The 25,178-nt window shown below is 67.8% G+C and carries 17 protein-coding genes and 1 pseudogene; 11 read left to right on the top strand and 7 right to left on the bottom strand.

Translation table 11 applies throughout. The annotated features are described in order from the left end of the window. Positions 1-134 precede the first annotated feature (134 nt). The 10 genes and pseudogenes from HMPREF3113_RS15245 to HMPREF3113_RS15200 all read left to right on the top strand — a co-directional run bounded on the left by HMPREF3113_RS15245 (position 135) and on the right by HMPREF3113_RS15200 (position 15,108). A pseudogene (locus HMPREF3113_RS15245) lies at positions 135-1,775 on the top strand (M48 family metalloprotease). 132 nt (positions 1,776-1,907) lie between these two features. After that, positions 1,908-2,597, top strand: coding sequence for a phosphate regulon transcriptional regulator PhoB (gene phoB / locus HMPREF3113_RS15240; protein ID WP_019185815.1), 690 nt, complete (start codon positions 1,908-1,910; stop codon positions 2,595-2,597). A gap of 98 nt (positions 2,598-2,695) precedes the next feature. Continuing rightward, the gene (gene phoR / locus HMPREF3113_RS15235; protein ID WP_070473754.1) at positions 2,696-4,036 is read left to right on the top strand and encodes a phosphate regulon sensor histidine kinase PhoR; all 1,341 of its coding nucleotides are present in this window, start codon (positions 2,696-2,698) and stop codon (positions 4,034-4,036) included. Continuing rightward, positions 4,033-6,114, top strand: coding sequence for a polyphosphate kinase 1 (ppk1, locus tag HMPREF3113_RS15230; protein WP_019185817.1), 2,082 nt, complete (start codon positions 4,033-4,035; stop codon positions 6,112-6,114). The genes phoR and ppk1 overlap by 4 nt, the downstream gene beginning before the upstream one ends. A gap of 122 nt (positions 6,115-6,236) precedes the next feature. Then, a complete protein-coding gene (ppx, locus tag HMPREF3113_RS15225) occupies positions 6,237-7,763 on the top strand; it encodes an exopolyphosphatase (RefSeq protein WP_070473752.1) in 1,527 nt (508 codons plus the stop codon). A gap of 230 nt (positions 7,764-7,993) precedes the next feature. Further along, positions 7,994-10,903, top strand: coding sequence for a TonB-dependent receptor plug domain-containing protein (locus tag HMPREF3113_RS15220; RefSeq protein ID WP_070473750.1), 2,910 nt, complete (start codon positions 7,994-7,996; stop codon positions 10,901-10,903). Between the two features lie 147 nt (positions 10,904-11,050). Further along, entirely contained in the window at positions 11,051-12,190 is a 1,140-nt protein-coding gene (locus tag HMPREF3113_RS15215; protein ID WP_019185820.1) for a glycosyltransferase family 4 protein, read from the top strand. Further along, the gene (locus HMPREF3113_RS15210) at positions 12,171-12,704 is read left to right on the top strand and encodes a phosphatase PAP2 family protein (protein ID WP_019185821.1); all 534 of its coding nucleotides are present in this window, start codon (positions 12,171-12,173) and stop codon (positions 12,702-12,704) included. Before HMPREF3113_RS15215 ends, HMPREF3113_RS15210 begins: the two co-directional genes overlap by 20 nt. 85 nt (positions 12,705-12,789) lie before the next feature. After that, positions 12,790-13,533 carry a UDP-2,3-diacylglucosamine diphosphatase gene (lpxH, locus tag HMPREF3113_RS15205; RefSeq protein WP_046272389.1) on the top strand — a complete coding sequence of 248 codons (744 nt, stop codon included), beginning with the start codon at positions 12,790-12,792 and terminating at the stop codon, positions 13,531-13,533. A gap of 87 nt (positions 13,534-13,620) precedes the next feature. Next, positions 13,621-15,108 carry a phospholipase effector Tle1 domain-containing protein gene (locus HMPREF3113_RS15200; RefSeq protein ID WP_070473747.1) on the top strand — a complete coding sequence of 496 codons (1,488 nt, stop codon included), beginning with the start codon at positions 13,621-13,623 and terminating at the stop codon, positions 15,106-15,108. Here the strand turns inward: HMPREF3113_RS15200 and HMPREF3113_RS15195 are convergent. The 7 genes from HMPREF3113_RS15195 to HMPREF3113_RS15165 form a co-directional block, all read right to left on the bottom strand. Then, entirely contained in the window at positions 15,081-15,941 is an 861-nt protein-coding gene (locus HMPREF3113_RS15195) for a ferritin-like domain-containing protein (RefSeq protein ID WP_046272391.1), read from the bottom strand. The two genes, HMPREF3113_RS15200 and HMPREF3113_RS15195, sit on opposite strands and share 28 nt — an antisense overlap. Before the next feature lie 9 nt (positions 15,942-15,950). Next, positions 15,951-17,417 (bottom strand): amidophosphoribosyltransferase, encoded by a 1,467-nt coding sequence (gene purF, locus HMPREF3113_RS15190; protein ID WP_019185825.1) that lies wholly within the window; start codon positions 17,415-17,417, stop codon positions 15,951-15,953. Positions 17,418-17,447: 30 nt separating this feature from the next. Next, the gene (locus HMPREF3113_RS15185; protein WP_019185826.1) at positions 17,448-18,179 is read right to left on the bottom strand and encodes a CvpA family protein; all 732 of its coding nucleotides are present in this window, start codon (positions 18,177-18,179) and stop codon (positions 17,448-17,450) included. 58 nt (positions 18,180-18,237) lie between these two features. After that, positions 18,238-19,266, bottom strand: a complete 1,029-nt coding sequence (locus HMPREF3113_RS15180; RefSeq protein ID WP_019185827.1) for an SPOR domain-containing protein — start codon at positions 19,264-19,266, stop codon at positions 18,238-18,240. A 98-nt stretch (positions 19,267-19,364) separates the two neighbouring features. Then, positions 19,365-20,642 carry a bifunctional tetrahydrofolate synthase/dihydrofolate synthase gene (gene folC, locus HMPREF3113_RS15175; protein ID WP_070473745.1) on the bottom strand — a complete coding sequence of 426 codons (1,278 nt, stop codon included), beginning with the start codon at positions 20,640-20,642 and terminating at the stop codon, positions 19,365-19,367. Between the two features lie 51 nt (positions 20,643-20,693). Further along, on the bottom strand, positions 20,694-21,338 hold the full coding sequence (locus tag HMPREF3113_RS15170; RefSeq protein WP_019185829.1) for a histidine phosphatase family protein: 645 nt from the start codon (positions 21,336-21,338) through the stop codon (positions 20,694-20,696). Between the two features lie 276 nt (positions 21,339-21,614). Then, positions 21,615-23,777 (bottom strand): S46 family peptidase, encoded by a 2,163-nt coding sequence (locus HMPREF3113_RS15165; RefSeq protein ID WP_070473743.1) that lies wholly within the window; start codon positions 23,775-23,777, stop codon positions 21,615-21,617. A 220-nt stretch (positions 23,778-23,997) separates the two neighbouring features. Here HMPREF3113_RS15165 and tdh point away from each other — a divergent pair, with 220 nt between their 5' ends. Further along, positions 23,998-25,020, top strand: coding sequence for an L-threonine 3-dehydrogenase (tdh, locus tag HMPREF3113_RS15160; RefSeq protein WP_026070190.1), 1,023 nt, complete (start codon positions 23,998-24,000; stop codon positions 25,018-25,020). The last annotated feature ends 158 nt before the right edge of the window (positions 25,021-25,178 follow it).

Below are 25,178 nucleotides of genomic sequence, written 5' to 3'. Positions count from 1 at the left end.
TCCACAGCGGAACGTTGGTCTGTATATGGTAGCGGTCCGCTGGATTTTCCACGTCACCGTCGCAACACTGTGGTTTAACTGCAGGTTGCACTGGCCCTGTCACGCTGTCGTCCGCCTTCCCCCAGGAGCTCCGTTTGCGCCCTCTGCTGCTCTCTGCCGCCTTGACCCTGGCCCTGGCCGTACCGCTGGCCGGGGCCCAGGAAAGCAAGCTGCCGGACATCGGTTCTTCGGCCGGCGAGCTGCTGACCCCGGCACGGCAGGCCGAATACGGCGGGATGATGCTGCGCGAACTGCGCAACTATGGGTACCTGCTCGATGACCCGCTGGTCGATGACTGGCTGCAGACCATGGGCGCCCGGCTGGGCTCCAACAGCGCCCAGCCACGCCAGTCCTACACCTTCTTCATGCTCAAGGACCGGCAGATCAATGCCTTCGCGACCCTGGGCGGTTACATCGGGGTCAATGCGGGCCTGGTACTGACCGCCGAGCGCGAGGACGAGGTCGCCGCGGTGCTGTCCCACGAAATCGCCCACGTCACCCAGCAGCACGTGCTGCGCGGCGTCGAGCGCGCACAGCGCGACCAGATCCCGATCCTGCTCGGCATGCTTGCCGCGATCGTGGCCGCGCAGCAGGCCGGCGGCAACTCCTCCGGTGACGCCACCATGGCCGCGATCACTTCGGGCATGGGGCTGATGCAGCAGCGCCAGATCAATTACACCCGCTCCAACGAATCCGAGGCCGACCGCCTGGGCATCCGCACCCTGGCCCGCAGCGGCTATGACGTGGATGCCATGGCCGGCTTCTTCGAGCGCATGTCCGCCTCGATGCGTGGCAACCAGGGGGGCTACAGCGTCCCGGACTTCCTGCAGACCCACCCGGTCACCACCACCCGCATCAGCGAGGCCAAGGCCCGCGCCGAACAGATGAAGAAAGACACGGTGCTGCTGACCACCGAGGTGCCCGGCGGCGTCCGGCAGGAACGGGTGAACCCGTCCGACCCGGCGTTGTCCGATCCGCTGGTGCGGCGGAGCAACCCGTTGCTGCCGGCCTCGATGCAGATTTCGGTCAACTCGCTCAGCCGCGGCAGCACCGGTCAGTTCGAATAGGCGCGCGAGCGGCTGCGGGTGCTCAGCGCCGACACCCCGGGCGATGTCATCCGCGAATACGAAAGCCTGCAGCGCGCGCAGAAGAACGGGCTGACCGAACCACAGCGCTACGGGCTGGCCCTGGGCCGGCTGCGCAACAGTGCCGCCGCGCAGGCCAGCCGCGACCTGGCCGAGCTGCTGCGCGACCACCCGGACAACGTCTGGGTGGCACTGGCGCTGGGCGAGGCGGAGTCGCGCAGCGGCCAGCAGGCCCAGGCCAACGCCCGTTTCGAGACCCTGATGCGCCAGCACCCCGGCAGCCGCCCGGTCGCGTTGACCTACGCCACCATCCTCAATGAACAGGGCGGGCGCGAGGCCGGCCAGCGCGCGCAGGCGATGCTGCGCCCGATGCTGTCGCAAAGCGGCAATGATCCGGTCTTCCAGCAGCGCTTCGCCCGCGCCAGCGAATTGGCCGGGGATACCACCCGGGCCAGCGAGGCCTATGCCGAGGCGGCCTTCCTCAGCGGCCGGCCGGAGCAGGCCCTGATCCAGCTGCAGGCCCTGAAGCGGCAACCGGATCTGGACTACGTGGGCCGGGCCCGGGTCGATGCCCGGATCGAGAGCATCACCCCGACCGTGCTGGAAATGCGCCGCCAAGGCATCGACGACCCGGAACTGGACCGCCGCTGAGGCGCCGTTCAAGGGGTCGGGATGACGGTGGGATGGCGGTCAACGACGGGAACGGCCCCCTCGTCACAAACCTGTCATGAAACCGTAGTCTACTGGGCTCAATCCCGATCTGATGAGCAATACGGTGGGCACGTGCAGAAACGCATCCTGATCGTCGATGACGAACCCGCGATCCGCGAAATGGTCGCCTTTGCCCTGCGCAAGGGCGACTATGACCCGATCCATGCCGGCGACGCCCGCGAGGCGCAGACCGCCATCGCCGACCGCGTTCCGGACCTGATCCTGCTGGACTGGATGCTTCCGGGCACCAGCGGCCTGGACCTGGCCCGGCGCTGGCGCAAAGAAGCCCTCACCCGCGAGGTGCCGATCATCATGCTGACCGCGCGCGGGGAAGAGAACGACCGCGTCGGTGGCCTGGAGGCCGGTGTCGACGACTACGTGGTCAAGCCGTTCTCGGCGCGCGAACTGCTGGCCCGCATCCGTGCGGTCATGCGCCGTGCCCGCGACGATGACGAAGACGGCAGCGTGGCGGTCGGCACGATCCGCATCGACGGCGCCGCGCACCGCGTCTTCGCCGGCGACCAGCCGGTGCCGATCGGTCCGACCGAATACCGGCTGCTGCATTTCTTCATGACCCACCCTGAGCGCGTGTACACCCGTGCCCAGCTGCTGGATCACGTGTGGGGCGGCAGCGTGTACGTGGAGGAGCGCACCATCGATGTGCACATCCGCCGCCTGCGCAAGACGCTGGAGCCGTTCGGCGCGGAGAACATGGTGCAGACCGTGCGCGGCGCCGGCTACCGGTTCTCGACCTCGACCTGAGTCTCGTCGGGCCGGGACCTGGCGCGCATGCCTGGTTCCGGCCACTCCTGCTATAACCTTGGATCGAGTCCGAGGACCGCACCTTCTGCGAGACCGCAATGCCGCGCCACATCCGTTCTGCCTGGTTGAAAACGCTGGCCACCCTCGCCGCCCTGCTGCTCGCGGCCGGCTTGCTGGGCCTGGCAGTGGGACATGTGTGGATGTGCATCGCACTGGCCTCCATCGGCGCGCTGGCCTGGCATTACTGGCGCCTGCGCCGGGTGCTGCGTGGGCTCACCGCGCGCCATCGCTGGGACATGGGCGACGGCACCGGCGTGTGGAACGAGCTGGACCGCCTGCTCTACCGCAATCAGTGGGAAATGCGCACACGCAAGCGCCGCCTGCTCGACATGCTGCGCAGTTATCGCGCCGCCGCCGCGGCACTGCCCGATGCCGTGGTGGTGGTGGACCGCAACAGCCAGCGCGTGCAGTGGTTCAACGAAGCGGCCACCTCGCTGCTCGGCCTGCATCATCCAGGCGATCTCGGCGAGGCGCTGGTCGAACGCCTGCAGCCGATGCCGCTGGCCCACTGGCTGGCCGGTGGCCGCAATGCCGAACCCATCCTGGACGTGCCCTCGCCGGTCGATCCGGCGATCCGCCTCAACCTGCGCCTGATTCCCTACTCGCCGGACTACTGGCTGCTGATCGCGCGAGACGTCAGCAAGCTGCTGCGGCTGGAACAGGTCCGCCGCGACTTCGTGGCCAACGTTTCGCATGAACTGCGCACGCCACTGACCGTGGTGCATGGCTACCTGGACATGATGGACCCGGAGGACTTCCCCGGCACCGGCCCGATGCTGGAGGAAATGCGCAAGCAGTCCCAGCGCATGGCGCAGCTGGTCGAAGACCTGCTCACCCTGTCGCGGCTGGAATCGCAGGAGCACACCGAAGCTGAGGCCGTGGCGATGACGCCGATGCTGGCCACGCTGCGCCGTGAAGCCGAAGCGCACAGCCAGGGCCGCCACCAGATCAGCATCATCGATACGGCCGGAGTGGACCTGCAGGGCTCCAACAAGGAACTGCACAGCGCGTTCTCCAACCTGGTCACCAATGCCGTGCGCTACACCCCGGCCGGTGGCCGCGTGGAAGTGGAGTTCGCCCGCGAAGGGGATGGCGTGGTGCTGTCGGTGCGTGACACCGGCTACGGCATCCCGGCCAACCATCTGCCGCGCCTGACCGAACGCTTCTACCGGGTGTCCAGCAGCCGCTCGCGCGAGAGCGGCGGCACCGGCCTGGGGCTGTCGATCGTCAAACACATTCTGGGGCTGCACCATGCCCGCCTGGACATCCAGAGCGAAGTCGGCAAGGGCAGCACGTTCTCCTGCCATTTCGATGCCGACCAGGTGCGTGCGCGCTCCGAGGTCGCCTCCCTTCCTTCCGCCGAAGACTTTTCCGCATGAGTACTCCTGTTCCCGTCGCCGTACCCGTGGACGGCGATCTGCTGCGCGACCCGGCGCTGTACATCAACCGTGAACTGTCGCAGCTGGATTTCAATTTCCGCGTGCTGGCCCAGGCCATGGACCCGCAGGTGCCGCTGCTGGAGCGCCTGCGCTTCATGTGCATCTCCTGCACCAACCTGGACGAGTTCTTCGAGATCCGCGCCGCCGCCGTGCGCCATGCGCAGGAGTTCGGCCTGCCGCCGGCGCCGGATGGCATGACGCCGCAGGCGATCCTCAATGCGATCCACGACCGCGCCGCACAGCTGGTGGACCAGCAGTACCGCTGCTGGAACGAAACGCTGCGCCCGGCGCTGCACGAGGCAGGCATCGACGTACTCGGCCGGCACTCCTGGAACCACCGGCAGAAACGCTGGCTGCGCGCGTATTTCCGCAACGAGATCATGCCGGTGCTGTCCCCGCTCGGCCTGGATCCCTCGCACCCGTTCCCGAAGATCCTCAACAAATCGCTAAACATCGTGGTGGTGCTCAAGGGCACCGACGCGTTTGGCCGCGCCGGGCACCTGGCGATCGTGCGTGCACCGCGCTCGCTGCCACGCATCATCCAGCTGCCGGAGCAACTCGGCGGCCCGCAGACCTTCGTGTTCCTGTCCTCGGTGCTGTCGACCTTCGTCGATGAGATGTTCCCGGGCATGGAAGTCCAGGGGGCCTACCAGTTCCGCGTGACCCGCAATTCCGAGCTGGTGGTGGACGAGGAAGAGGTCGAGAACCTCGCCCTGGCGTTGCGCGATGAACTGGTCGACCGTGGCTACCGCCCGGCAGTCCGGCTGGAGATCGCGCAGGACTGCCCGCGCGACATCGTGCGCACCCTGCTGCAGAACTTCGGGCTGACCGAAAACGCGGTCTACCGTATCGACGGCCCGGTCAACCTCAACCGCGTGATCCAGCTGTACGACGTGATCCAGCGGCCGGAACTGAAGTACCCCGCCCTGAGCCCGCGCACGCTGCGCGACAGCGACGGGATCTTCGAGATCGTCGCGCGCCGGGACGTGCTGCTGCACCACCCCTTCGATGCGTTCACCGCCGTGCTGGATGTGATCAAGCAGGCCGCGGTCGACCCCAACGTGCTGGCGATCAAGCAGACCCTGTACCGCACCGGCAAGGATTCGCTGATCGTCGATGCGCTGATCCAGGCCGCACGCAACGGCAAGGACGTCACCGTGGTGGTCGAACTGCGCGCGCGCTTCGACGAAGAAGCCAACCTTGGCCTCGCCGACCGCCTGCAGGAAGCCGGCGTGCAGGTCGTCTACGGCGTGGTCGGGTTCAAGACCCATGCCAAGATGCTGCTGATCGTGCGTCGCGAAGGCCGCAAGCTGCGCCGTTACGTGCACCTGGGCACCGGCAACTACCACAGCGGCACCGCACGCGCGTACACCGACCTGAGCCTGATCACCGCCGATGCGGACATCGGCAACGATGTGCATCTGCTGTTCCAGCAGTTGTCCGGGCTGGCGCCGCGGATGAAGCTCAAGCGCCTGCTGCAGTCGCCCTTCACCCTGCACCCGGGCCTGCTGCAGCGGATCGAGCGCGAAACGCGGCTGGCTGCGAGCGGGCGCCCCGGGCGGATCATCGCCAAGATGAACGCCCTCAACGAACCGCAGATGATCCGCGCGCTGTATGCCGCTTCGCAGGCCGGCGTGCAGATCGACCTGATCGTGCGCGGCGCCTGCACCCTGCGCCCCGGGGTGCCCGGCGTCTCGGACAACATCCGGGTGCGCTCGATCGTAGGCCGTTTCCTGGAGCACAGCCGGGTCTACTGGTTCGGCAATGACGGCGCCTCGGAGCTGTTCTGCGCCAGCGCGGACTGGCTGGAACGCAACCTGCTGCGCCGGGTCGAGACCTGTTTCCCGATCCTGGACCCGGAGCTGGCGCGCAAGGTCTACCGCGATGTGCTGCAGAACTACCTCGACGACAACCTCAACGCCTGGGAGCTGCAGGCCGACGGCGGCTACATCAAGTGCACGCCGGGCCATGACGAGCCGCCGCATGCGGCGCAGATGGCCTTGCTGCAGGGTCTGTAGGTACCGACCGTTGGTCGGTACGCGGTCATTGCCTGCCCCTTCGATGCGACCGGTCGTCGCAGCCTGCCCATGTGAAGGGCGCGCGGTGACTTCGCGACCCACCGTTCGGCTAACATTCGCAAATGCCGCATACCTCCACGACACCGCCCGCCCTGCAGGATGGCGACCTGCTCGCCGCCATCGACCTGGGATCCAACAGCTTCCACATGGTCATCGCGCGATACACCCTCGGGCAGTTGCGGGTGGTCGACCGCCTGCGCGAGACCGTACGCATGGCCGACGGCCTGGATGGCAAGGGCGGCCTGTCCGCCGAAGCCCGCCAGCGCGCGCTGGAATGCCTGGCCCGGTTCGGCCAGCGCATCCGCGCGATCCCCTCGGTGCGGGTCCGCGCCCTGGCCACCAATACGGTCCGCCAGCTGCGCTCGCCGCAGGCCTTCCTGATGCCGGCCGAAACCGCGCTCGGGCATGCCATCGAAGTGGTCAGCGGCCGCGAGGAGGCGCGCCTGATCTACCTGGGCGTGGCCCATGCGCAGCCGCCCAAGCCGGACCAGCGCCGGCTGGTGATCGACATCGGTGGCGGCTCCACGGAGTTCATCATCGGCCAGGGCATGCAGACCCTGGAGCGCGAAAGCCTGCAGGCCGGCTGCATCGCCAGCACGCGGCGCTTCTTCCCCGGCGGCAAGCTGAGCAAGAAGCGCTGGAAGGACGCACTGACCGAGATCGGCGCGGAGTTCCAGCAGTTCGCCAACAAGTACCGCGCGCTGGGCTGGCACGAAGCGCTGGGCTCGTCGGGCACGCACAAGGCGATCAGCGAAATCTGCGCCACCATGAAGCTCAGCAAGGGCGCGATCACCGCCGAGGCTTTGCCGCAGCTGCGTGATGAGCTGCTCAAGGCCAAGCGCATCGAGGACATCAATCTGCCGGGGCTGTCCGCCGATCGCCGCCCGATCATCGCCGGCGGCATCCTGGTGCTCGAGGCGGCCTTCCAGGCGCTGGGGCTGCAGAAGCTGCTGGTGAGCAAGGCGGCGATGCGCGAAGGCATCCTGTACGACATCCTCGGCCGCGCCAGCGAGAACGACCTGCGCGACGAGTCGGTCGCGGCCCTGACCCAGCGCTACGGCATCGATACCGTCCAGGCCGATCGCGTGGAGAACACCGCGATGAACCTGCTGGCCCAGGTCGAGGAAAGCTGGCAGCTGGACCCGGACGATGCGCGCATGCTCGGCTGGTCCGCGCGCCTGCACGAGCTTGGCCTGATGATCGCGCACAGCGGTTACCACGTGCATGGCAGCTACGTGCTGGAGAACTCGGACATCGCCGGCTTCTCGCGGCAGGAACAGCAGCTGCTCGCCGCGCTCGTGCGCAGCCATCGCCGCAATATTTCCAAGTCCGCCTTCGATGCGCTGCCCGAGCGTCTGCTGCAACCGGCACGGCGCATGACCGCCCTGTTGCGCCTGGCAGTGCTGCTCAACCGCGCGCACGAAGACACGGCGATGCCGAAGCTGGAATTGACCGCCGAGGACGCGCGCCTGTCGTTGATCCTGCCGCAGGCGTACATCGATGCGCGTCCGCTGCTGCGTGCGGACCTGATCGGGGAAACCGAAGGCATGGCCGGGCTCGGTGTGCAGTTCCGCCCCTTTGTTGCCTGACGCTTTCTACCCGCTTCCAAACGTGCGTCTGCAGCAATTCGTGGACTGAATTCGCAGAACGCACGGCCCATGACGTATTTGTGAGAACGCCCTCACATGTCCTTCATGAACGCTTAACGAATCGATCTACTCTCGGGACACCGGCCTTCATTGGGCTGGATTTTTGAAGAAGGCGGTACTTGGGTCCGCCGACTTCTTGGACGTCGTTCCGATTAGAGAGAGAGTCGATCATGTCTTCATCCACTACCCCGCTGGGGCAGGCGATCCGCCTGGCCCTGGTCGCCGGCACCGCTGGCCTGGCTTCCACCGCCGTCCTCGCCCAGGACGCCACCCCGACCACCCTGGATCGCATCGAGATCACCGGCTCGCGCATCCGCCAGGTCGATGTCGAGTCCGCCCAGCCGGTGCTCGCGATCAGCCGCGCCGACATCGAGCGGCAGGGCTTCAGTTCAGTTGCCGACATCCTGCAGAACCTGACCGCGGTCGGCAGCCCGGCGCTGAGCCGCTCCAACGTGCTCGCTGCCGGCGAAAATGCCGGCGGCACCTACATCGACATGCGCAACCTGGGCGCGCAACGCACTCTGGTGCTGATCAACGGCAAGCGTCTGGGCATCAATACCGGCGGCTACCAGGACATCTCCAGCGTGCCGGTCTCGGCGATCGAACGCATGGAGGTGCTGAAGGATGGCGCCTCGGCGATCTATGGCTCGGACGCGATGGCCGGCGTGATCAACATCATCACCCGCAGCAACGTCAGCGGCGTGACCGCCAACGTCTACCAGGGCCAGTACAGCCAAGGCGATGGCGCGCGCACCAGTGTCGATGTGGTGGCCGGCTGGTCCAACGACCGCGCCTCGCTGACCTTCTCGGCCGAGCACACCGAAGAGAAGGGCGTCTGGGCACGCAACCGCTGGTTCAGCGAATTCCCGAACACCACCCGCCACCCCGGCGACAACTGGACCCAGCTCAGCCAGTGGGGCCAGATCACTGGCCTGAGGGGCCCGGGCTGCACCGCCGCGGCGGGCTGCAATTATTCGCTGGATCGCGGCGCCGACCCGACCAACCCGGCCAACTACCATCTCAGCGATCTGACCCCGTTCACCGGTGATGTCAGCAACGCACAGGAGCAGATGCACCTGATCTCGCCGCTCAAGCGCGATTCGCTGTTCCTCGATGGCCGCCTGGACCTGACCGATGACATCCGCCTGACCACCCAGCTGGGCTACAACAAGCGCACATCCACGCGCCAGGTGGCCGGCTATCCGCTGCAGTCCGCCACCGCCGGTATCGGGCGGATGTCGGCCGACAGCTGGTTCAATCCGTTCGGCAACCACCACGGCTATGACACCCCCACCGACATCGCCTGGAACCGCCGCGCCTGGGAGGTTCCGCGGGTCAGCACCAGCGAGCTGACCACCTGGCGCGCCGTGGCCGCGCTGGAAGGCAGCTTCGAGGTGGGCGAGCGGTACTTCGATTGGGAAGTGGGCTACCAGTACAACCGCAGCGAACTGCTGCAGCGGTCGACCGGCAATCTGCACAAGGAACGGGTCAAGAACGCGGTCGGCCCGTCGTATTACAACGAGGCCACCGGCAAGGTGGAATGTGGCGTCCCGGGCGCACCGATCGCGGGCTGCATGCCGTGGAACCCGCTGGCGCCGTATGGCAGCAACGACCCCAATGGGCTGAGCGGCAACCAGGCCCTGATCGACCATCTGTTCCCGCCGGAAATCACGCGCGGCAAGACCACCACCCGCAATGCGTTCGCCAGCATCGCCGGTACGGTGATGACCCTGCCGGCCGGTGATCTGGGCTTCGCCTTCGGCGTGGAAACGCGCAAGGAGGCCGGTGAGTTCATCCCCGATGCGCTGGCCCAGAGCGGTGCCACCACCAACCTGGCCGCCGGCCCGACCGGGGGCGGCTACAAGGTCAATGAGGCCTACCTGGAGCTGAGCGTGCCGATCCTGGCCGACCTGCCGGGTGCGCGCGAGCTGAGCCTGAGCGCCGCCACCCGCCACTCGGACTACAGCACCTTCGGCACCACCCTCAACAGCAAGTTCGGCTTCAAGTGGAAGCCGATCGAGCAGTTGCTGGTGCGCGGCACGTGGGCGCAGGGCTTCCGCGCGCCGACCATCTCCGATCTGTATGGCGGCGGTTCGGAAACCTTCACCACCGGCTACCGTGACCCCTGCGACACCGTCTACGGGGCCTCGGCCAGCAGTGCCGAGGTGCGCGCCCGGTGCGCCGCCGACATCGCCAATGCCGACGCCTACCGCCAGCTGCGCCAGGGCGGCGTGCCGATCACCAGCAGCAGCGACCAGACCCCGGTGCCGTTCACCAACGGCTCCAACCCCGACCTGCAGCCGGAAACCTCGACCAGCCGCACGCTGGGCCTGGTCTGGAGCCCGTCCTTCGTGCCCCACCTCAACGTGGCGCTGGACTGGTGGAAGGTCCGCATCGACAACACCATCGTCAACGATCACCCCAACGACATGCTGCGCGACTGCTATGAGCAGGGCATCACCTCGCGCTGCAGCGGCTTCACCCGCGATCCGGTCACCGGCATCGTGGACCAGTTGACGTACGGCAGGCGCAACTCCGGTTTCCTGGAAACCGAAGGCTACGACCTGGAGCTGAGCCACCACCTGGATACCCGCCATGGCAAGTTGAGCACGGGATGGACGACGACCTATGTCAGTTCCTACCTCGAGCGCACCACCAACGACGCTGATGTGGTGCCCGAAACGAAAAACGGCATCGGCAGCGGCTTCCGCGTGCGCTCCAACCTGACCCTGGGCTGGGACGTGGGCAACTTCGGCGCCAGCTGGACCGCCCGCTACTACTCCGGCGTCAAGGAACGCTGCATCAACGCACGAGCCCGACCGGACGAGTGCTCCGACCCCGGCGTGCAGGCCCCGTGGTATGCCGGCTCGCGTGACTACAACGAGCGCGGCTCGGTCACCTTCCACGACGTGCAGTTCCGCTACTCCCTGCCGTGGGACGCCACCGTCTCGGTCGGTGCCAACAACGTGTTCGAGAAGTACGGCCCGATCATGTACACCCAGCCGAACTCGACGTTCTCGTACTACGGCGGTTACGACATCGGCCGCTTCCTGTACATGAAGTACCAGCAGCGTTTCTGATCGCCGCCCGGTAACCTCGCTTGATCACCACGGCCCTTCGGGGCCGTGGTGTTTTTCTGCCGGCGTGCGCGTCATGCCGGCGTCATACGGCGGTCATGTCGGCTACATCGCCCGGCCCCAGCATGCGTGGCATACCGGAGGCCCGCCATGCGCTATGCCATCGTCACCGAAACCTATCCCCCGGAAGTCAACGGCGTCGCCCTGACCGTGCAGGGCCTGGAACTGGGGCTGCGTGCCGCCGGCCACCAGGTGGATCTGGTCCGGCCCCGGCAACCGTCCGATGTGGACAACGCCGAAGGCACCGTCCTGGTCACCGGCGCCAACCTGCCGCGCTACCCCGGCCTGCGTTTCGGCCTGCCCGCGCCCGCCCGGTTGAGCCGCCAGTGGCAGCAGCAGCGGCCGGACGCGATCTACATCGCCACGGAAGGCCCACTGGGCTGGTCGGCACTGCGCACCGCGCGACGCCTCGGCATTCCGGTCGCGACCGGCTTCCATACCCGCTTTGACGAATACCTGCCCGACTACGGCGTGGCCTGGCTGCAGGCCGCCGCGCTGCGCTGGATGCGCCGCTTCCACAACCAGGCCGATGCGACGCTGGTGCCGACCCAGGAGCTGCAGCAGTTCCTCGGCGAGCAGGGCTTCGACCGCGTCCGTCTGCTGGCGCGCGCGGTGGACAGCAGCCAGTTCGAACCCGAGCGGCGCGACCCGGCGCTGCGTGAGGAATGGGGCATCGACGGCAACGGATTCGCGGCGATCCATGTCGGCCGCATCGCCCCGGAGAAAAATCTCGGGCTGGCGGTCAAAGCGTTCCGCCGCCTGCAGCAGGTACGCCCGAAGGCGCGCTTTATCTTCGTCGGCGATGGCCCAGCGCGCGCCAGGCTGGCCCACGACAACCCGGACTTCATCTTCTGCGGCGTGCAGCGCGGCGACGCGCTGGCGCGGCATTTCGCCAGCGGCGATCTGTTCCTGTTCCCCAGCCGCAGCGAGACCTTCGGCAACGTGACCCTTGAAGCCATGGCCAGCGGACTGGCCACGGTCGCCTTCGACTACGGCGCCGCCCGCGAATACCTGCGTACCGATGAGAACGGCATCGCCGTAAGTGACGACAGCGAGTTTGTGACCGCCGCCGTGCAGCTGGCCGGCGACGATACGTTGCGCCACCGGCTCGGCCGTAACGCCGCCACGGCGATGAAGCGCCTGCATCCGCAGCACGTGGTCGCCGAGTTCGATGCGCTGCTCTCTGAACTGGCCCACGCCCGGAGGGCACATGCCGACCACGCCGCTTGACGCCCTGCGTGGCCGCGAAACGCGCTGGTGCCGCCGCGCCAACCACTATTGCCGGCACCGCCGGATCCGCCATGCCTTCGCGGTGATCAGCCGCCTGGGTGATGGCGCCTTCTGGTACGCACTGATGGGTGCGCTGGTGCTGCTGGATGGCTTGGACGGCCTGCGCGCCTCGCTGCACATGGCCGCCACCGGCTTGATGGCCCTGCTGCTGTACAAAGGCCTCAAACGCTGGACGCGACGCCCGCGGCCCTACGCCGCCGACCTGCGCATCCGCGCTTGGGTGGCGCCGCTGGACGAGTTCAGTTTCCCGTCCGGGCACACCCTGCACGCGGTGTCCTTCACGATCGTGGCACTGGCCTATTATCCGTGGCTGGCCCCGGTGCTGGTGCCCTTTACGATGCTGATCGGGCTGTCGCGGGTCGTGCTGGGGCTGCATTACCCCAGCGATGTGCTGGCCGCGACCGGGATTGCCGCCCTGCTGGCGGCGGCCAGCCTGCAGTGGCTGCCGCTGTAGCGGCCATGGCCGTGCTGCGTTGACGCAGCCAGGCGCTTCACCCTGCAGCGATGCCTCGCCCGTGATCCCGTTTTACAATGCGGGCATGACCACGCTGTTCATCTCCGATCTGCACCTGGACCCGAGTCGTCCAGCCATCACCGACCTGTTCCTGGCGTTCCTGCGCGATGAAGCGATGCAGGCCGATGCCCTGTACATCCTGGGCGATCTGTTCGAAGCCTGGATCGGCGATGACACGCCCTCCCCGGCCGCCGATGCGGTCGCGGTCGCGCTGCATGCCGTGGCCGACGCCGGCGTGCCGGTGTACTTCATCCGAGGCAACCGCGATTTCCTGGTCGGCGAGGACTATGCGCGCCGCGCGGGATTCACGATCCTGCCCGACCCGAGTGTGATCGATCTGTACGGCCGCCCGGTACTGCTGCAGCATGGCGACCTGCTGTGCACCGACGACATCGCTTACCAGCAGTTCCGCGCACAGACCCGCGACCCGGTGTTCCAGGCGCAGTTCCTGTCGCAGCCGCTGGCCGCGCGCATTGCCTTCGCGCAGAAGGCCCGCGATGCCAGCCAGGCGCGCCAGTCGGAAATGAAGCAGGGGGACCGTGCCCAGTTCGAGACCGTCACCGATGTCGCGCCGGCAGAAGTGGACGCCACCTTCGGCCGCTACGGCGTGGACACCATGATCCACGGCCATACCCACCGCCCCGCCATCCATGCGCTGCAGGCCGGGGGCCGCGATTGCACGCGTATCGTGCTGGGCGACTGGTACGAACAGGGCTCGGTGCTGCGCGTCACCCCGGACGGCTGGACCCTGGATTCGCTGGCGAGCTGACGCCGGCAGCGGCCCTGCCTGCCGTGCTGTTCCGGCGCGGGGCTTCCGCGCTACCTTAGCCGGGCATCCTCGGGGAACAGGGACGATATGGCGGTGGCAGCTACCCAACCGACGACGGCGCCGACGGTGTCGCTGCACATCGGCCTGTTCTTCGACGGCACCCGCAACAACGCCGACAACCTGCAGCGCGCCTCGCGCCCGCCCGGTGCCACCACGCCTGCGCCGCGCCCGCCTGCGGTGGTCGCCGATGATGCCTCGCCGTACCAGAGCCGCTTGACCAGCAGTTACAGCAACGGCCTGACCAACATCGCGCGGCTGCACGCCTTGTACCCGGACCATCGGCAGCTGCCGCCGGCCGGAAGCACCCTCGCGCTGTCGATCTACATCGAAGGCGTGGGCACGCGTACCGGCGAGGAAGACGACCTGATGGGGCTGGCGTTCGGCATCGGACGCACCGGCGTACGCGCCAAACGACGGCGCGCGCTGGAGCAGCTGCTGCCGGAGGCGCTGCGCCAGCTGGCCCGCGCGCAGCCCGGTCATACCCTGGGCAGCGTGCGGGTGGATCTGTTCGGTTATTCGCGTGGCGCGGCCAGTGCACGCGACGTGGTGAACGTGCTCAATGCGCCCGCCGGTGCCGCGTGGCTGCGCGAACAGCTGGTGCGCTCGGGCTGGGCGCTGGCGCCGGCATTCCCCGCCACCGCGCGGCCGGTACGCTTCGTGGGGCTGCTCGATACCGTGGTGGCGATCGGCCGCCAGCACCGCGATGAGATGCCGGCGCTCGCGCTGCGCCCCGGCTGTGCGGACAAGGTGGTGCAGCTGGTCGCCCGCGATGAACACCGCGAGCATTTCGCGCTCACCAGCGTGGCGCCCGAGCACGAAGAGATCGCCCTGCCGGGCGTGCACGCCAACATTGGCGGCGGCTACGACCAGCGTATCGAAGGGCCCAAGCTGCTCAGCCGGCCCCAGGGTCAGCTGCTGCGCGGTACCGGGCTGGCGCCAGGCGCGGTGCCGCCGCTGGCACTGCTGCGCGCGAGCACGGTCTACCGCACCGCGCAGGCAACCTGCCGCCGCTGGCAGCGCACGCTCGGCCTGGGCGATGACGCGATCTGGGTCGATGTCTGGCACCAGTGGCAGCAGCAGCGCATCGCCGGCAGCCGCAGCGTGCTGCCGCAACTCACCCTGCGTGGGTACGCGGCGGTCGTCCTGCGCCGCGAGATCGATGCGCGCTACCAGTTCATCGCGTTGCGGCTGCTGCACCAGCGCGCCGCCGGGGCGGGCGTGGCGTGGACGACCTCGCCCGATCAGCTGCCTGCGCTGGCGTTGCCGATGGAACTGCAACCGATCGCAGCGCGGCTGCTGGCCGGCCAGCCGCTGGACGCCGCGCAGGAGCTGCTGCTGCGCCAGCGCTACCTGATGCAGTCAGCACATTGGAACTTCGATGCATTGGGCGATACCGCGCTGCTCTACGCCGCCGATGAAGGCACCCGGGAGTTGCCGTATCGACCCGGGCCAGGCCTGTTCTACGTCAACCGGCCGACCGCGAGCGGTCAGCGCGTGGTGCTGGCCAACACCTGACCGCGCAGCTCGGTCTGTTCGATCAGCTCGGCCAGTTCTTCCTCATCAAAGCCAGCCAGCAGGCGCGCTTCGAGATTGAACGGGCCATAGAGATAGCCGCCGGCGTATTCCTTCAGCAGCGCCATGAACCGCGGTCGCGGCTCGACGTTTTCACGCGTGCAGTACCAGCGGTACCAGCGCGAGCCGGCGGCCACGTGCGCCACTTCTTCGCGCAGGATGATCTCCAGCACATCGGCGGTGGCATGGTCGCCACCGGCACGCAGCTTCACGATCATCCCCGGGGTGACATCCAGCCCGCGCGCTTCGAGCACGCGCGGCACCAGCGCCATGCGCGCCAGCCCGTCGTGCGCGGTCTTCTCGCACATTTCCCACAGGCCGTTGTGTGCGTCGAAATCGCCGTACGCATAGCCATTGGCCTGCAGCCGATCGTGCAGCAGCATGAAGTGGCGCGATTCGTCATCGGCCACACTGACCCAGTCGGCATGGAACGACGTCGGCAGGCCGCGGAATCGGTACACCGCATCCCAGGCCAGATCGATCGCATTGAGTTCGATATGCGCGATGGCATGCACGAACGCGGCACGCCCCTCCACGCTGCCCAGGCCACGCCGCGGCAGATCGCGCGGGTGGACCAGCGTCGGCCTGGCCGGGCGCCCCGGCATCCGGATCGGCGCCGGTGGCGGCGCATCGGCCGGTGCCTTCAGGCGACCGGCGCGGAACTGCACGGCATAGTGCTGGGTCAAGGCAACCTTGCGCAGCGGATCCGGCTCGGCCAGGCACTGCTGCGCGGCCTGCAGCAGATCGCCGGCCGCGCTGTCCAACACATCACTCATGCCCGGCCCTCAGGCGCGACGCTTGTGCTTGGCATCGTCCGAACGCAGCTGCTGGATGCGCTCGAAATAGCCCGGCTCGATCCCGGTCGGGTAGACGCCGTTGAAGCACGAGGAATCGAACGACTTCAGCTCCGGATTGCCTTCGCTCACCGCCGCTTCCATGTCCTCGATGTCCTGGTAGATCAGCCAGTCGCAGCCCAGGTGCTTCTCGATTTCCTCGATGCTGCGATTGTGCGCGACCAGTTCTTCGGCCGCCGGCATGTCGATGCCGTAGATGTTCGGATAGCGCACCGGCGGCGCGGCGCTGGCCAGGTAGACCTTGCGGGCACCGGCGTCGCGCGCCATCTGCACGATCTGCTGGCTGGTGGTGCCGCGCACGATCGAGTCATCCACCAGCAGCACCACGCGGTTGCGGAACTCCAGGTGGATCGGGTTGAGCTTGCGGCGCACCGACTTCACGCGCTCGCCCTGGCCCGGCATGATGAAGGTGCGGCCGATGTAGCGGTTCTTGATGAAGCCTTCGCGGTACTTCACCCCGAGGGTGTTGGAGATCTCCAGCGCGGCATCGCGCGAGGTATCCGGGATCGGGATGATGGTGTCGATGTCGTGGTCCGGGCGCAGGCGCAGGATCTTCTCGCCCAGCTTGATGCCCATGCGCATGCGCGCCTTGTGCACCGACACGTTGTCGATCATCGAATCCGGGCGCGCGAAGTACACGTACTCGAAGATACACGGGCTGTGCTCGACCGGCTCGGCGCAGACTTCGGAGAACAGCTCGCCGCGCGCGGTGATGACCAGCGCTTCACCCGGGCGCACGTCGCGCACGCGCTGGAAGCCGAGCACGTCCAGGGCGGCCGATTCGGAGGCCACGATGTATTCATCGCCTTCGGCGTGGGCGCGCTTGCCCAGTACCAGCGGGCGGATGCCATGCGGATCGCGGAAGGCCACCAGGCCCAGGCCCAGCACCACGCTGATCACCGCATAGCCACCCTTGACCCGGCGGTGCACGGCGGCCACGGCGCGGATCGCCGCTTCCGGGGTCAGCTGGCGCTGCGCGTCCAGTTCGAAGGCGAACACGTTCAGCAGCACTTCGCTGTCCGAATCGGTGTTGACGTTGCGGCGGTCCTGCTCGAACACCTGCTGGCGCAGGGCTTCGGTATTGATCAGGTTGCCGTTGTGGGCCAGCGCGATGCCGTACGGCGAGTTCACGTAGAACGGCTGCGCCTCGTCCATGCCTTCCGAACCGGCGGTGGGATAGCGCACGTGCGCGATGCCGACGCGGCCTTCCAGCGTGGACATCCGCTTGGCATCGAACACATCACGCACCAGGCCATTGGCCTTCTGCACGCGCAGGCGGGTGCCATCGGCGGTGGCGATGCCGGCCGCGTCCTGGCCACGATGCTGGAGGACGGTCAGGCCGTCATACAACTGCCCGGCGACGTTCTGGTTGCCGACGATTCCGACGATGCCACACATGGTGCGAGTTCTCCGCTGGGCTGCGCCCATCTACAGTGAAGGTGGCCGTGCCTGGCCGGGGGTACCGTTCCGTGCCGGAGCGGTGTCGTCCGGACGCGGGTGCGCCGGCTCGATATTGACTGGCAGTGTGGAAGCCGGCCCGCGCGCCGCAGCGTCGGCAGGTGCCGTCTCCCTCCCCTCGTCAACGGGACGCGGCCATCCGCGCCCTGCCACTACCTCGCCAAGGACGCCATTATCGCCTGTCGCGAGCGGCTTGCCCAAATCCATCGTCGGCAGTTGCGGCAGATTCACCTCCGGCAACGCCATCTCGGGCAGCTGCGCCTGCATCCAGCGCACGCCCGGCTGCAGCAGCGGGCGCACCTGCGAAGTCTGCCAGGCCGGCTCCTGCGGCAACGGTGTGAAGGCGGCCAGCATCAGCAGCACGCAGCCCAGGAAGGCGCCCCGGACCAGGCCCAGCGCGCCGCCCAGCACGCGGTCGGCGCCCGTCAGGCAGGTGACCTTCACGGCGGCCTTGATCAGCATGCCGATCAGGCCCACCGCGATCATGACGATCAGGAACACCCCCAGATAGCCGGCAACATAGTGGCCGGTGCCCGGTTCCAGGGGGGCGGCCCACCAGTGCGCCGCGTCGTTGCCGAACAGGAATGCGGCCCAGCCGGCCAGCAGCCAGGACAGCGTGCCGACCACGATCCCGACGAAGCCGCGCATCAGCCCCAGCAGGACCGAGGCGCCGATCAGGACCAGCAGGACGATGTCGATCATGCCGTCAGGCCGCGCGGCAGGCGCCGTCCAGCAGCTGCGGGGCGGCGCAGGTCAGGCATCAGGGATGCGGGCGGACCATGCCGGCCACGCCGACCTTGGCGGCGACCTGGGCCTTGAGGTTCTCGGCATCGGCGCGGTTGGCGACCGGCCCGACGCGGACCCGGTTGAGGGTGCCCTTGTCGGTGCGGACCTGCTCCACGAAGGCGCTGAAGCCGGCGGCGCGGACTTTGTCGCGCAGCGCGTTGGCTTCGGTGGCCTGGCCAAAGGCACCCAGCTGCACGGCGAAGCCGACACTGCTGGCCGCCGGGGCCGCCGGGGCAGCAGGCGCCGCAGCGGCAGCTTCGGGCTTGGGTGCCGGTGCCGGCTTGGGTTCGGGCTTGGGCGCGGCCGGCTTCGGTTCCGGCTTGGCGGCCGCGACCGGTTCGGCCGGCAGGGATTCGGTTTTCACCGTGTTGCCCGATGGCGCGGCGGCGGCGCTGGAGGCCGGCGGTGCAGCCGAGGGAGTCGGTGCGGTGGCGGCCGGGGTCGCGGCAACCGCGGTGGCCGCGCGCGCATCGAGGGTGATCACCTCGGCCTTGACATCGTTGCGCACCTTGACCGCCTGCAGGCGGCCCGCTTCGGCCAGCGCGCGGTCGGCGTAGGGGCCCACGCGCACGCGCCAGGCCTGGCGACCGTTGATCGTGGCCGGCTCGCGGAAGCCCGCCAGCTGGGCACTCTTCAACGAGGCGATGACGCGGTCGGCATCGGCTTCGCTGGCGTAGGCGCCAAAGCTCACGGCGTAGTTGCCGGCGGCGACGGCCGGCGAGGTATCGGCCGGGGCCGGATCGGCGGCGACGGCAGCGCTGTCGGCCAGCGGCTGGGTGGTCGATGCGCCGCTCTGCAGGCCGGTGGCACCACCGGTCGGTGCGACCAGCGGCAGCTCGCGGGTTTCGAACTGACCGTCCGATGGCGCGGCCGGTGCGCTGATCGGCACGTTGGCGACACCACTGTCAGGTGCGGGACCCTTGACCAGCATGGGCAGGAAAATCACGGCCAACGCCACCAGGACGATGGCACCAATCAGTCGCTGTTTCAGAGGAGTATCCACGTGAAGGCAGGCAGGCGGCGCGGCGGAATGCCACGGCGATTATACGGGTGCGCGCGTGTGCGGCGGCTGATGCGGCTGAACGGCACCGCAAAGCGCCCTCAGGCGCCGGGGTCGAGCGTCTGCAGCGCCTGTGCGGCGGTATGGAAGGAGCCGAACACCAGCACGCGGTCGCCGGCGTTGGCCTGCGTCACGGCATGCTGCAGTGCCTCCACGACGGTCGCGTGCGGCGTTGCGGCGGCCGCAGCCGTACCAGCCAGGCGTGCCTGCAGTTCCGCGGCACTCTGCGCACGCGCGCCCTCCAGGCCGGCCAGATGCCACTGCTGGACCTGATCGGCCAAGGCATCCACCACACCGGCAGCATCCTTGTCCTGCAGGGCAGCGAACACGGCGATGGTGCTGCCGGTGACGGGACTGGCCTTCAGCGCCGCCGCCAGCTCACGGGCGGCCTGCGGGTTGTGGCCGACATCGACCAGCACCTCCACACCATCACGATCGAAGGATTGCAGGCGGCCACGGATGCGCGCGGCCGCCACGCCCTCGATGAAGGCGGTGCGCGGCAGCGGGCGATCCAGGGCACGCAGCGCGGCAATCGCGGTGGCGGCATTGGCGCGCTGGATCGGGCCACGCAGGGCCGGGTGCGGCAGTTCAAGCCGGAAGCCGACATCACGCCAGCGCCAGCGTTCGCCATCGATGGCCTCGGCGAAGAAGTCGCTGCCGCCGCGGATGGCATTGGCCCCGAGCAGGTAGGCGCGCGCGAGCACGCTCGAGGGCGGATCGATTTCGCCCAGGATGACCGGCTTCCAGCCCCGGATGATGCCGGCCTTCTCGGTGCCGATCGCTTCGCGGTCCTCGCCCAGCCAATCGCTGTGATCGATGTCTACGGTGGTGATCACCGCCACGTCGCCATCGACGATGTTCACCGCATCCAGGCGCCCGCCGAGGCCGACTTCAAGCACGGCCAGATCCAGCCCGGCCTGTGCGAACAGATGCAGCGCGGCCAGGGTGCCGTACTCGAAATAGGTGAGCGTGGTATCGCCGCGCGCGTCTTCGATGGCGTTGAAGGCGGCCATCAGTTCGTCATCGCTGGCGTCTTGCCCATCGATGCGCACACGCTCGTTGTAGCGCAGCAGGTGCGGGGAGGTGTACGCGCCGACCTTCCAGCCGGCCGCACGGGCGATCGCCTCGATGAAGGCAACCGTGGAGCCCTTGCCGTTGGTGCCCCCGACCACGATGCTGCGCTCGGCCGGTGCGCCCAGCCCCATCGCCTGCGCCACGGTACGCACCCGGTCCAGCCCCATGTCGATGGTGGCGGAGTGCTGCTGCTCGATGTAGCCGAGCCAGTCGGAGAGGGTCTGCGGGCGGGCGGTGGTGGTCATGGTCGTTGGATCGGAATCGTTGGGGCGGACGGCAGGATGGGACGCAGTGCGTTACAGCGCGCGGTGCTTGGCTTCGCCGAAGAACGGCGTGTGGTGGGCACAATCGTTGAGGCGGACCACTTCCAGTTGGTCCAGGTCGGGCCCTTCGAGCAGGTTGAGGGTGGTCGGTGCCTGGCGGAAGGTCCACAGCCGCGAGATCGGCAGGCCGAGGATGCGGCACAGGATCACGCGGTTGACGGCGTCGTGGGCGACCACCAGCAGGGTGTCATGCTCGCCGAGGCCTTCGGCGGCACGGGCCAGGCCGCGCCAGCTGCGCTCGAGCACCAGGCGCAGCGATTCGCCGCCGGGCATCAGCACGGTATCCGGCTCTTCGCGCCAGGCGCGCAGGCGGGAGGGATCCTTCTCGTGGATTTCGCTGGCCAGCAGGCCCTCCCATTCGCCGTGGGCGATTTCCTGCAGGTCCGGCTCGGTCAGCAGCATCGGGGCACGCTCGGCGCCAAGGGCGAGCTGGGCGGTCAGCTGGGCACGCACAAGCGGTGAGGCGACGGCGCGGGTGATGTCGACCGAGTTGAGGCGTTCCCCCAAGGCCTTGGCCTGGGCTTCGCCGATCGGCGACAACGGGATATCGATCTGGCCTTGGTAGCGGCCTTCGGCATTCCACGGCGTTTCGCCGTGACGGGCAAGCAGGATGCGCATGCGGACAAGGGGTCCTTGGGGGGAGGAGGTTGCGGCGTTTCGTTCACGTCCTGTGAAACCACACCGAACAGGGATCATACCCGGTCGCGGCGGTGAAGCTGTGCGGCGCTTTGCGCTTCGTTGCGTGCGGGCATGCTGGCTTGCTGGCCTACCCTGCCCGGCCCAGGCCGGCGCGCCCCCACGGGGGAAAACAAGACGCCGCGGGCTTGACTGTACGTCGCACATAAAAAAACCCCGCAGATTTCGCTGCGGGGTCATCGAAACCGACGTGTCGGCTTACTTGCTGAGGTTCAGTTCCTTCAGCAGCTGCGGCGCCGGCGCCACTTCCTGCATGATCCACTGCATGTAACGGCTGTCCACGGCAATCATGCGGGTCATCACCGGATCGAACACCCAGTTGGAGCTCACCGATTCCCAGTTGCCGTCGAAGGCGAGGCCGACCAGCTTGCCGTTGGCATCGAGCACCGGCGAACCGGAGTTGCCACCGGTGATGTCCAGGTTGGACAGGAAGTTCACCGGCACCGAGCCGATGCGCTTGTCTTCCAGGCCGCCATAGCGCTTGGCCTTGACCGCTTCCAGCAGCGCCTTGGGCGAATCGAACGGGTCTTCGCCGGTTTCCTTCGCCGCCACGCCTTCCAGGGTAGTGAACGGGGTGTAGTTCACGCCGTCCTTGCCGTAGCCCATGACGTTGCCGAAGGTGATGCGCAGCGACAGGTTGGCGTCCGGATAGACGAACTCGCCCTTGCTCTTCTTGTAGTCGGCCACGGCCTGCAGGTACAGCGGGCGCGATACCAGCGACTCGCCTTCGCGGGTCTTCTTCTGCTCTTCCTGCTGCAGCAGCGCCGGCATCACCGCGACCGCGTACTGGATCGCCGGGTCGGTGCTGGCTTCGAAGGCGGCACGGTCGGCCTTGAACCACTTCAGGCGCTCATCCAGGCTGCCCAGCTTGGTGCCCGAGAGCTTGCCGACCAGGCCATCCACGGCGGCCTTGTCGCTGCCGGCCAGCCACTGGTTGAGCACCTCGTTGCTGCGCTGCGCGGCCGGCAGGGCCACGTACTGGCTCAGCCAGTAGGTCTGCAGCTGCTGGTCCATGCGCGGCACGTAACGGCGGTCCATCTGCTTCAGGCCGCCTTCGATCGAGGGCAGGTCACGTTCCTGGTAGCCGACCTCACGCTCGGCATCGGCCTTGCTGCGTTCGATCGACAGGCGGTACAGGGTGATCGCCGAGCCCACTGCGGAGGTGCTGTTGAACTGGCTGACGAACAGGTCGCGCTCACGCGTGGCCTTGCTGGTGTCCAGGTGCTGGATCAGCTGCGCATGTGCGGCCAGGGCCGGCTTGCCGGCGGCACCGCGCTTCTTCAGCCAGGCCAGCACGGCGGCTTCTTCGGCCTGCTTCTGGCCGGCCGCGTCGATGCGCTTGAAGCCTTCCAACTGGCCCGCGTAGTTCTTGGCCACGTTGTTCATGCTGGCCGCGGTGGCGGCGTACTTCACCTTGACGTCCGGGTCGGCCTTGCCGGCCTCGTCGATCATCTTCAGCACCGCGTTGTAGTGGCGCGCGATGGTCGGGTAGGTCCAGCTGGCGGTTTCATTGAACTCGCCGGCCAGGGCGTAGCGGTTGGTGCGCCCCGGGTAGCCGGCCACCATCACGAAGTCGTCGGCGCCCAGCGGCTGGTCGGCGAACGTCAGGAAGTGCTTGGGCTGGTAAGGCACGTTGTCGGCCGAGAAGGCGGCCGGCTTGCCGTCCTTGCCCACGTAGGCGCGGTAGAACGAGAAATCGCCGGTGTGGCGCGGCCACATCCAGTTGTCGATGTCGCCACCGAACTTGCCGACGCTGCCCGGGGGCGCGTAGACCAGGCGCACGTCCTTGATTTCCATGTTGCGGAACAGGCGGTAGGTGTTGCCGCCGGAGAAGCTGTACAGGCGGCAGCGGAAGCCGGCATCGGCTTCACAGGCGGCCGTCTGGGCCTTGTCGAAGGCCTCCAGCGCGCGGGTCCGGGCCAGCGGGTTCTTGCCGGCGGCGGCGATGGCGGCCTTGGCCTGGTCGGTGACGTCGGTGATCTGGTCCAGCACGAACACGCGGGCGTTCGGGCCGGCGCTCAGTTCGTCCTTCAGGGTCGGGGCGTTGAAGCCGTCCTTGATCAGGTTCTTCTCGGCCGTCGAATTCAGCTGGATCGCACCGTAGGCGCAGTGGTGGTTGGTGACCACCAGGCCCTGCGGGGAGACGAAGCTGGCGGTGCAGCCGCCCAATGCCACGACCGCGCCCATCGGGTCGCCGGTCAGGTTGGAGATCTGCTCCGGGGACAGCTTCAGGCCGGCCTGCTTGAGCGGGCCGGCGATTTCCGGCAGCTGCTGCGGCACCCACATGCCTTCAGCGGCATGGGCGACCTGGACCAGCCCAAGGCTGGCGACGACGGAGAAGGCAAGCAGGTTCGAGCGCATTGAGCAGCCCCTGGTGAAAGAACCGCCGATTCTAGCCCAGCCGCTGCCCCGGCCCGAAGCCGGGTAGAGCCGACCCATGGTCGGCTGGCCGCACACAGTGCGGCCATGATGGGCATGGCCACCGCCCAGCCCACCCGCGCTGCAACATGGGAAAAACGCCAGCGGCTCTATAATCCGCGTTTTCCCCCAGATGAGTTCCACCCCGATGGCGCAGCAAACAATGAAGGCCCTGGTCAAACGCGAAGCCGCCAAGGGCATCTGGCTGGAAGAGGTTCCGGTCCCCACCCCCGGTCCGAACCAGGTCCTGATCAAGCTGGAAAAGACCGCCATCTGCGGCACCGACCTGCACATCTACCTGTGGGACGAGTGGAGCCAGCGCACGATCAAGCCGGGCCTGACCATCGGCCACGAGTTCGTCGGCCGCATCGCCGAGATCGGCCCGGGCGTGACCGGTTATGAAATCGGCCAGCGCGTCTCGGCCGAAGGCCACATCGTCTGCGGCCATTGCCGCAACTGCCGCGGCGGCCGCCAGCACCTGTGCCCGAACACCGTGGGCATCGGCGTCAACGTCAACGGCGCCTTCGCCGAATACATGGTGATGCCGGCCAGCAACCTGTGGCCGATCCCGGACCAGATCCCGTCCGAGCTGGCCGCCTTCTTCGATCCGTACGGCAACGCCGCGCACTGCGCGCTGGAGTTCAACGTGATCGGCGAGGACGTGCTGATCACCGGCGCCGGCCCGATCGGCATCATCGCCGCGGGCATCTGCAAGCACATCGGCGCGCGCAACGTGGTGGTCACCGACGTCAACGATTTCCGCCTGAAGCTGGCCGCCGACATGGGCGCCACCCGCGTGGTCAACGTGTCCAACACCTCGCTCAAGGACGTGATGAAGGAGCTGCACATGGAGGGCTTCGACGTGGGCCTGGAAATGAGCGGCAACCCGCGCGCGTTCAACGACATGCTCGACTGCATGTACCACGGCGGCAAGATCGCCATGCTCGGCATCATGCCCAAGGGCGCGGGCTGCGACTGGGACAAGATCATCTTCAAGGGCCTGACCGTGCAGGGCATCTACGGCCGCAAGATGTACGAGACCTGGTACAAGATGACCCAGCTGGTGCTGTCCGGCTTCCCGCTGGGCAAGGTGATGACCCACCAGCTGCCGATCGATGAGTTCCAGAAGGGCTTCGACCTGATGGAACAGGGCAAGGCCGGCAAGGTGGTGTTGAGCTGGAATTGATCACCTGCGCCTTCGGCACAGATGATCAATGGTCCAATCCACCGTATTCCCGCGCCGTTGGCGCGCCCCCTTGAACAAGAAGGGGGCGGCGCTCCAGCAGGGGTTCCGGTGTGAGACCCACAGTGAAAAGGCGCCCATCCGGGCGCCTTTTCTGGTTC

This window comes from Stenotrophomonas sp. HMSC10F06 (genome assembly GCF_001807865.1).
In the GTDB taxonomy this organism is placed as follows: Bacteria; Pseudomonadota; Gammaproteobacteria; order Xanthomonadales; family Xanthomonadaceae; genus Stenotrophomonas; species Stenotrophomonas bentonitica_A.
This window is presented reverse-complemented; position numbering and strand designations above follow the sequence as displayed.

What these genes read in the sequence shown, in the direction of transcription:
- lpxH (WP_046272389.1), top strand. Translation starts at nt 12,790, where the DNA reads ATGACCACGCTGTTCATCTCCGATCTGCACCTGGACCCGAGTCGTCCA.
- HMPREF3113_RS15210 (WP_019185821.1), top strand. Translation starts at nt 12,171, where the DNA reads ATGCCGACCACGCCGCTTGACGCCCTGCGTGGCCGCGAAACGCGCTGG.
- HMPREF3113_RS15170 (WP_019185829.1), bottom strand. Translation starts at nt 21,338, where the DNA reads ATGCGCATCCTGCTTGCCCGTCACGGCGAAACGCCGTGGAATGCCGAA.
- phoR (WP_070473754.1), top strand. Translation starts at nt 2,696, where the DNA reads ATGCCGCGCCACATCCGTTCTGCCTGGTTGAAAACGCTGGCCACCCTC.
- folC (WP_070473745.1), bottom strand. Translation starts at nt 20,642, where the DNA reads ATGACCACCACCGCCCGCCCGCAGACCCTCTCCGACTGGCTCGGCTAC.
- ppk1 (WP_019185817.1), top strand. Translation starts at nt 4,033, where the DNA reads ATGAGTACTCCTGTTCCCGTCGCCGTACCCGTGGACGGCGATCTGCTG.
- HMPREF3113_RS15200 (WP_070473747.1), top strand. Translation starts at nt 13,621, where the DNA reads ATGGCGGTGGCAGCTACCCAACCGACGACGGCGCCGACGGTGTCGCTG.
- purF (WP_019185825.1), bottom strand. Translation starts at nt 17,417, where the DNA reads ATGTGTGGCATCGTCGGAATCGTCGGCAACCAGAACGTCGCCGGGCAG.
- HMPREF3113_RS15195 (WP_046272391.1), bottom strand. Translation starts at nt 15,941, where the DNA reads ATGAGTGATGTGTTGGACAGCGCGGCCGGCGATCTGCTGCAGGCCGCG.
- tdh (WP_026070190.1), top strand. Translation starts at nt 23,998, where the DNA reads ATGAAGGCCCTGGTCAAACGCGAAGCCGCCAAGGGCATCTGGCTGGAA.
- HMPREF3113_RS15165 (WP_070473743.1), bottom strand. Translation starts at nt 23,777, where the DNA reads ATGCGCTCGAACCTGCTTGCCTTCTCCGTCGTCGCCAGCCTTGGGCTG.
- ppx (WP_070473752.1), top strand. Translation starts at nt 6,237, where the DNA reads ATGCCGCATACCTCCACGACACCGCCCGCCCTGCAGGATGGCGACCTG.
- HMPREF3113_RS15220 (WP_070473750.1), top strand. Translation starts at nt 7,994, where the DNA reads ATGTCTTCATCCACTACCCCGCTGGGGCAGGCGATCCGCCTGGCCCTG.
- HMPREF3113_RS15215 (WP_019185820.1), top strand. Translation starts at nt 11,051, where the DNA reads ATGCGCTATGCCATCGTCACCGAAACCTATCCCCCGGAAGTCAACGGC.
- HMPREF3113_RS15185 (WP_019185826.1), bottom strand. Translation starts at nt 18,179, where the DNA reads ATGATCGACATCGTCCTGCTGGTCCTGATCGGCGCCTCGGTCCTGCTG.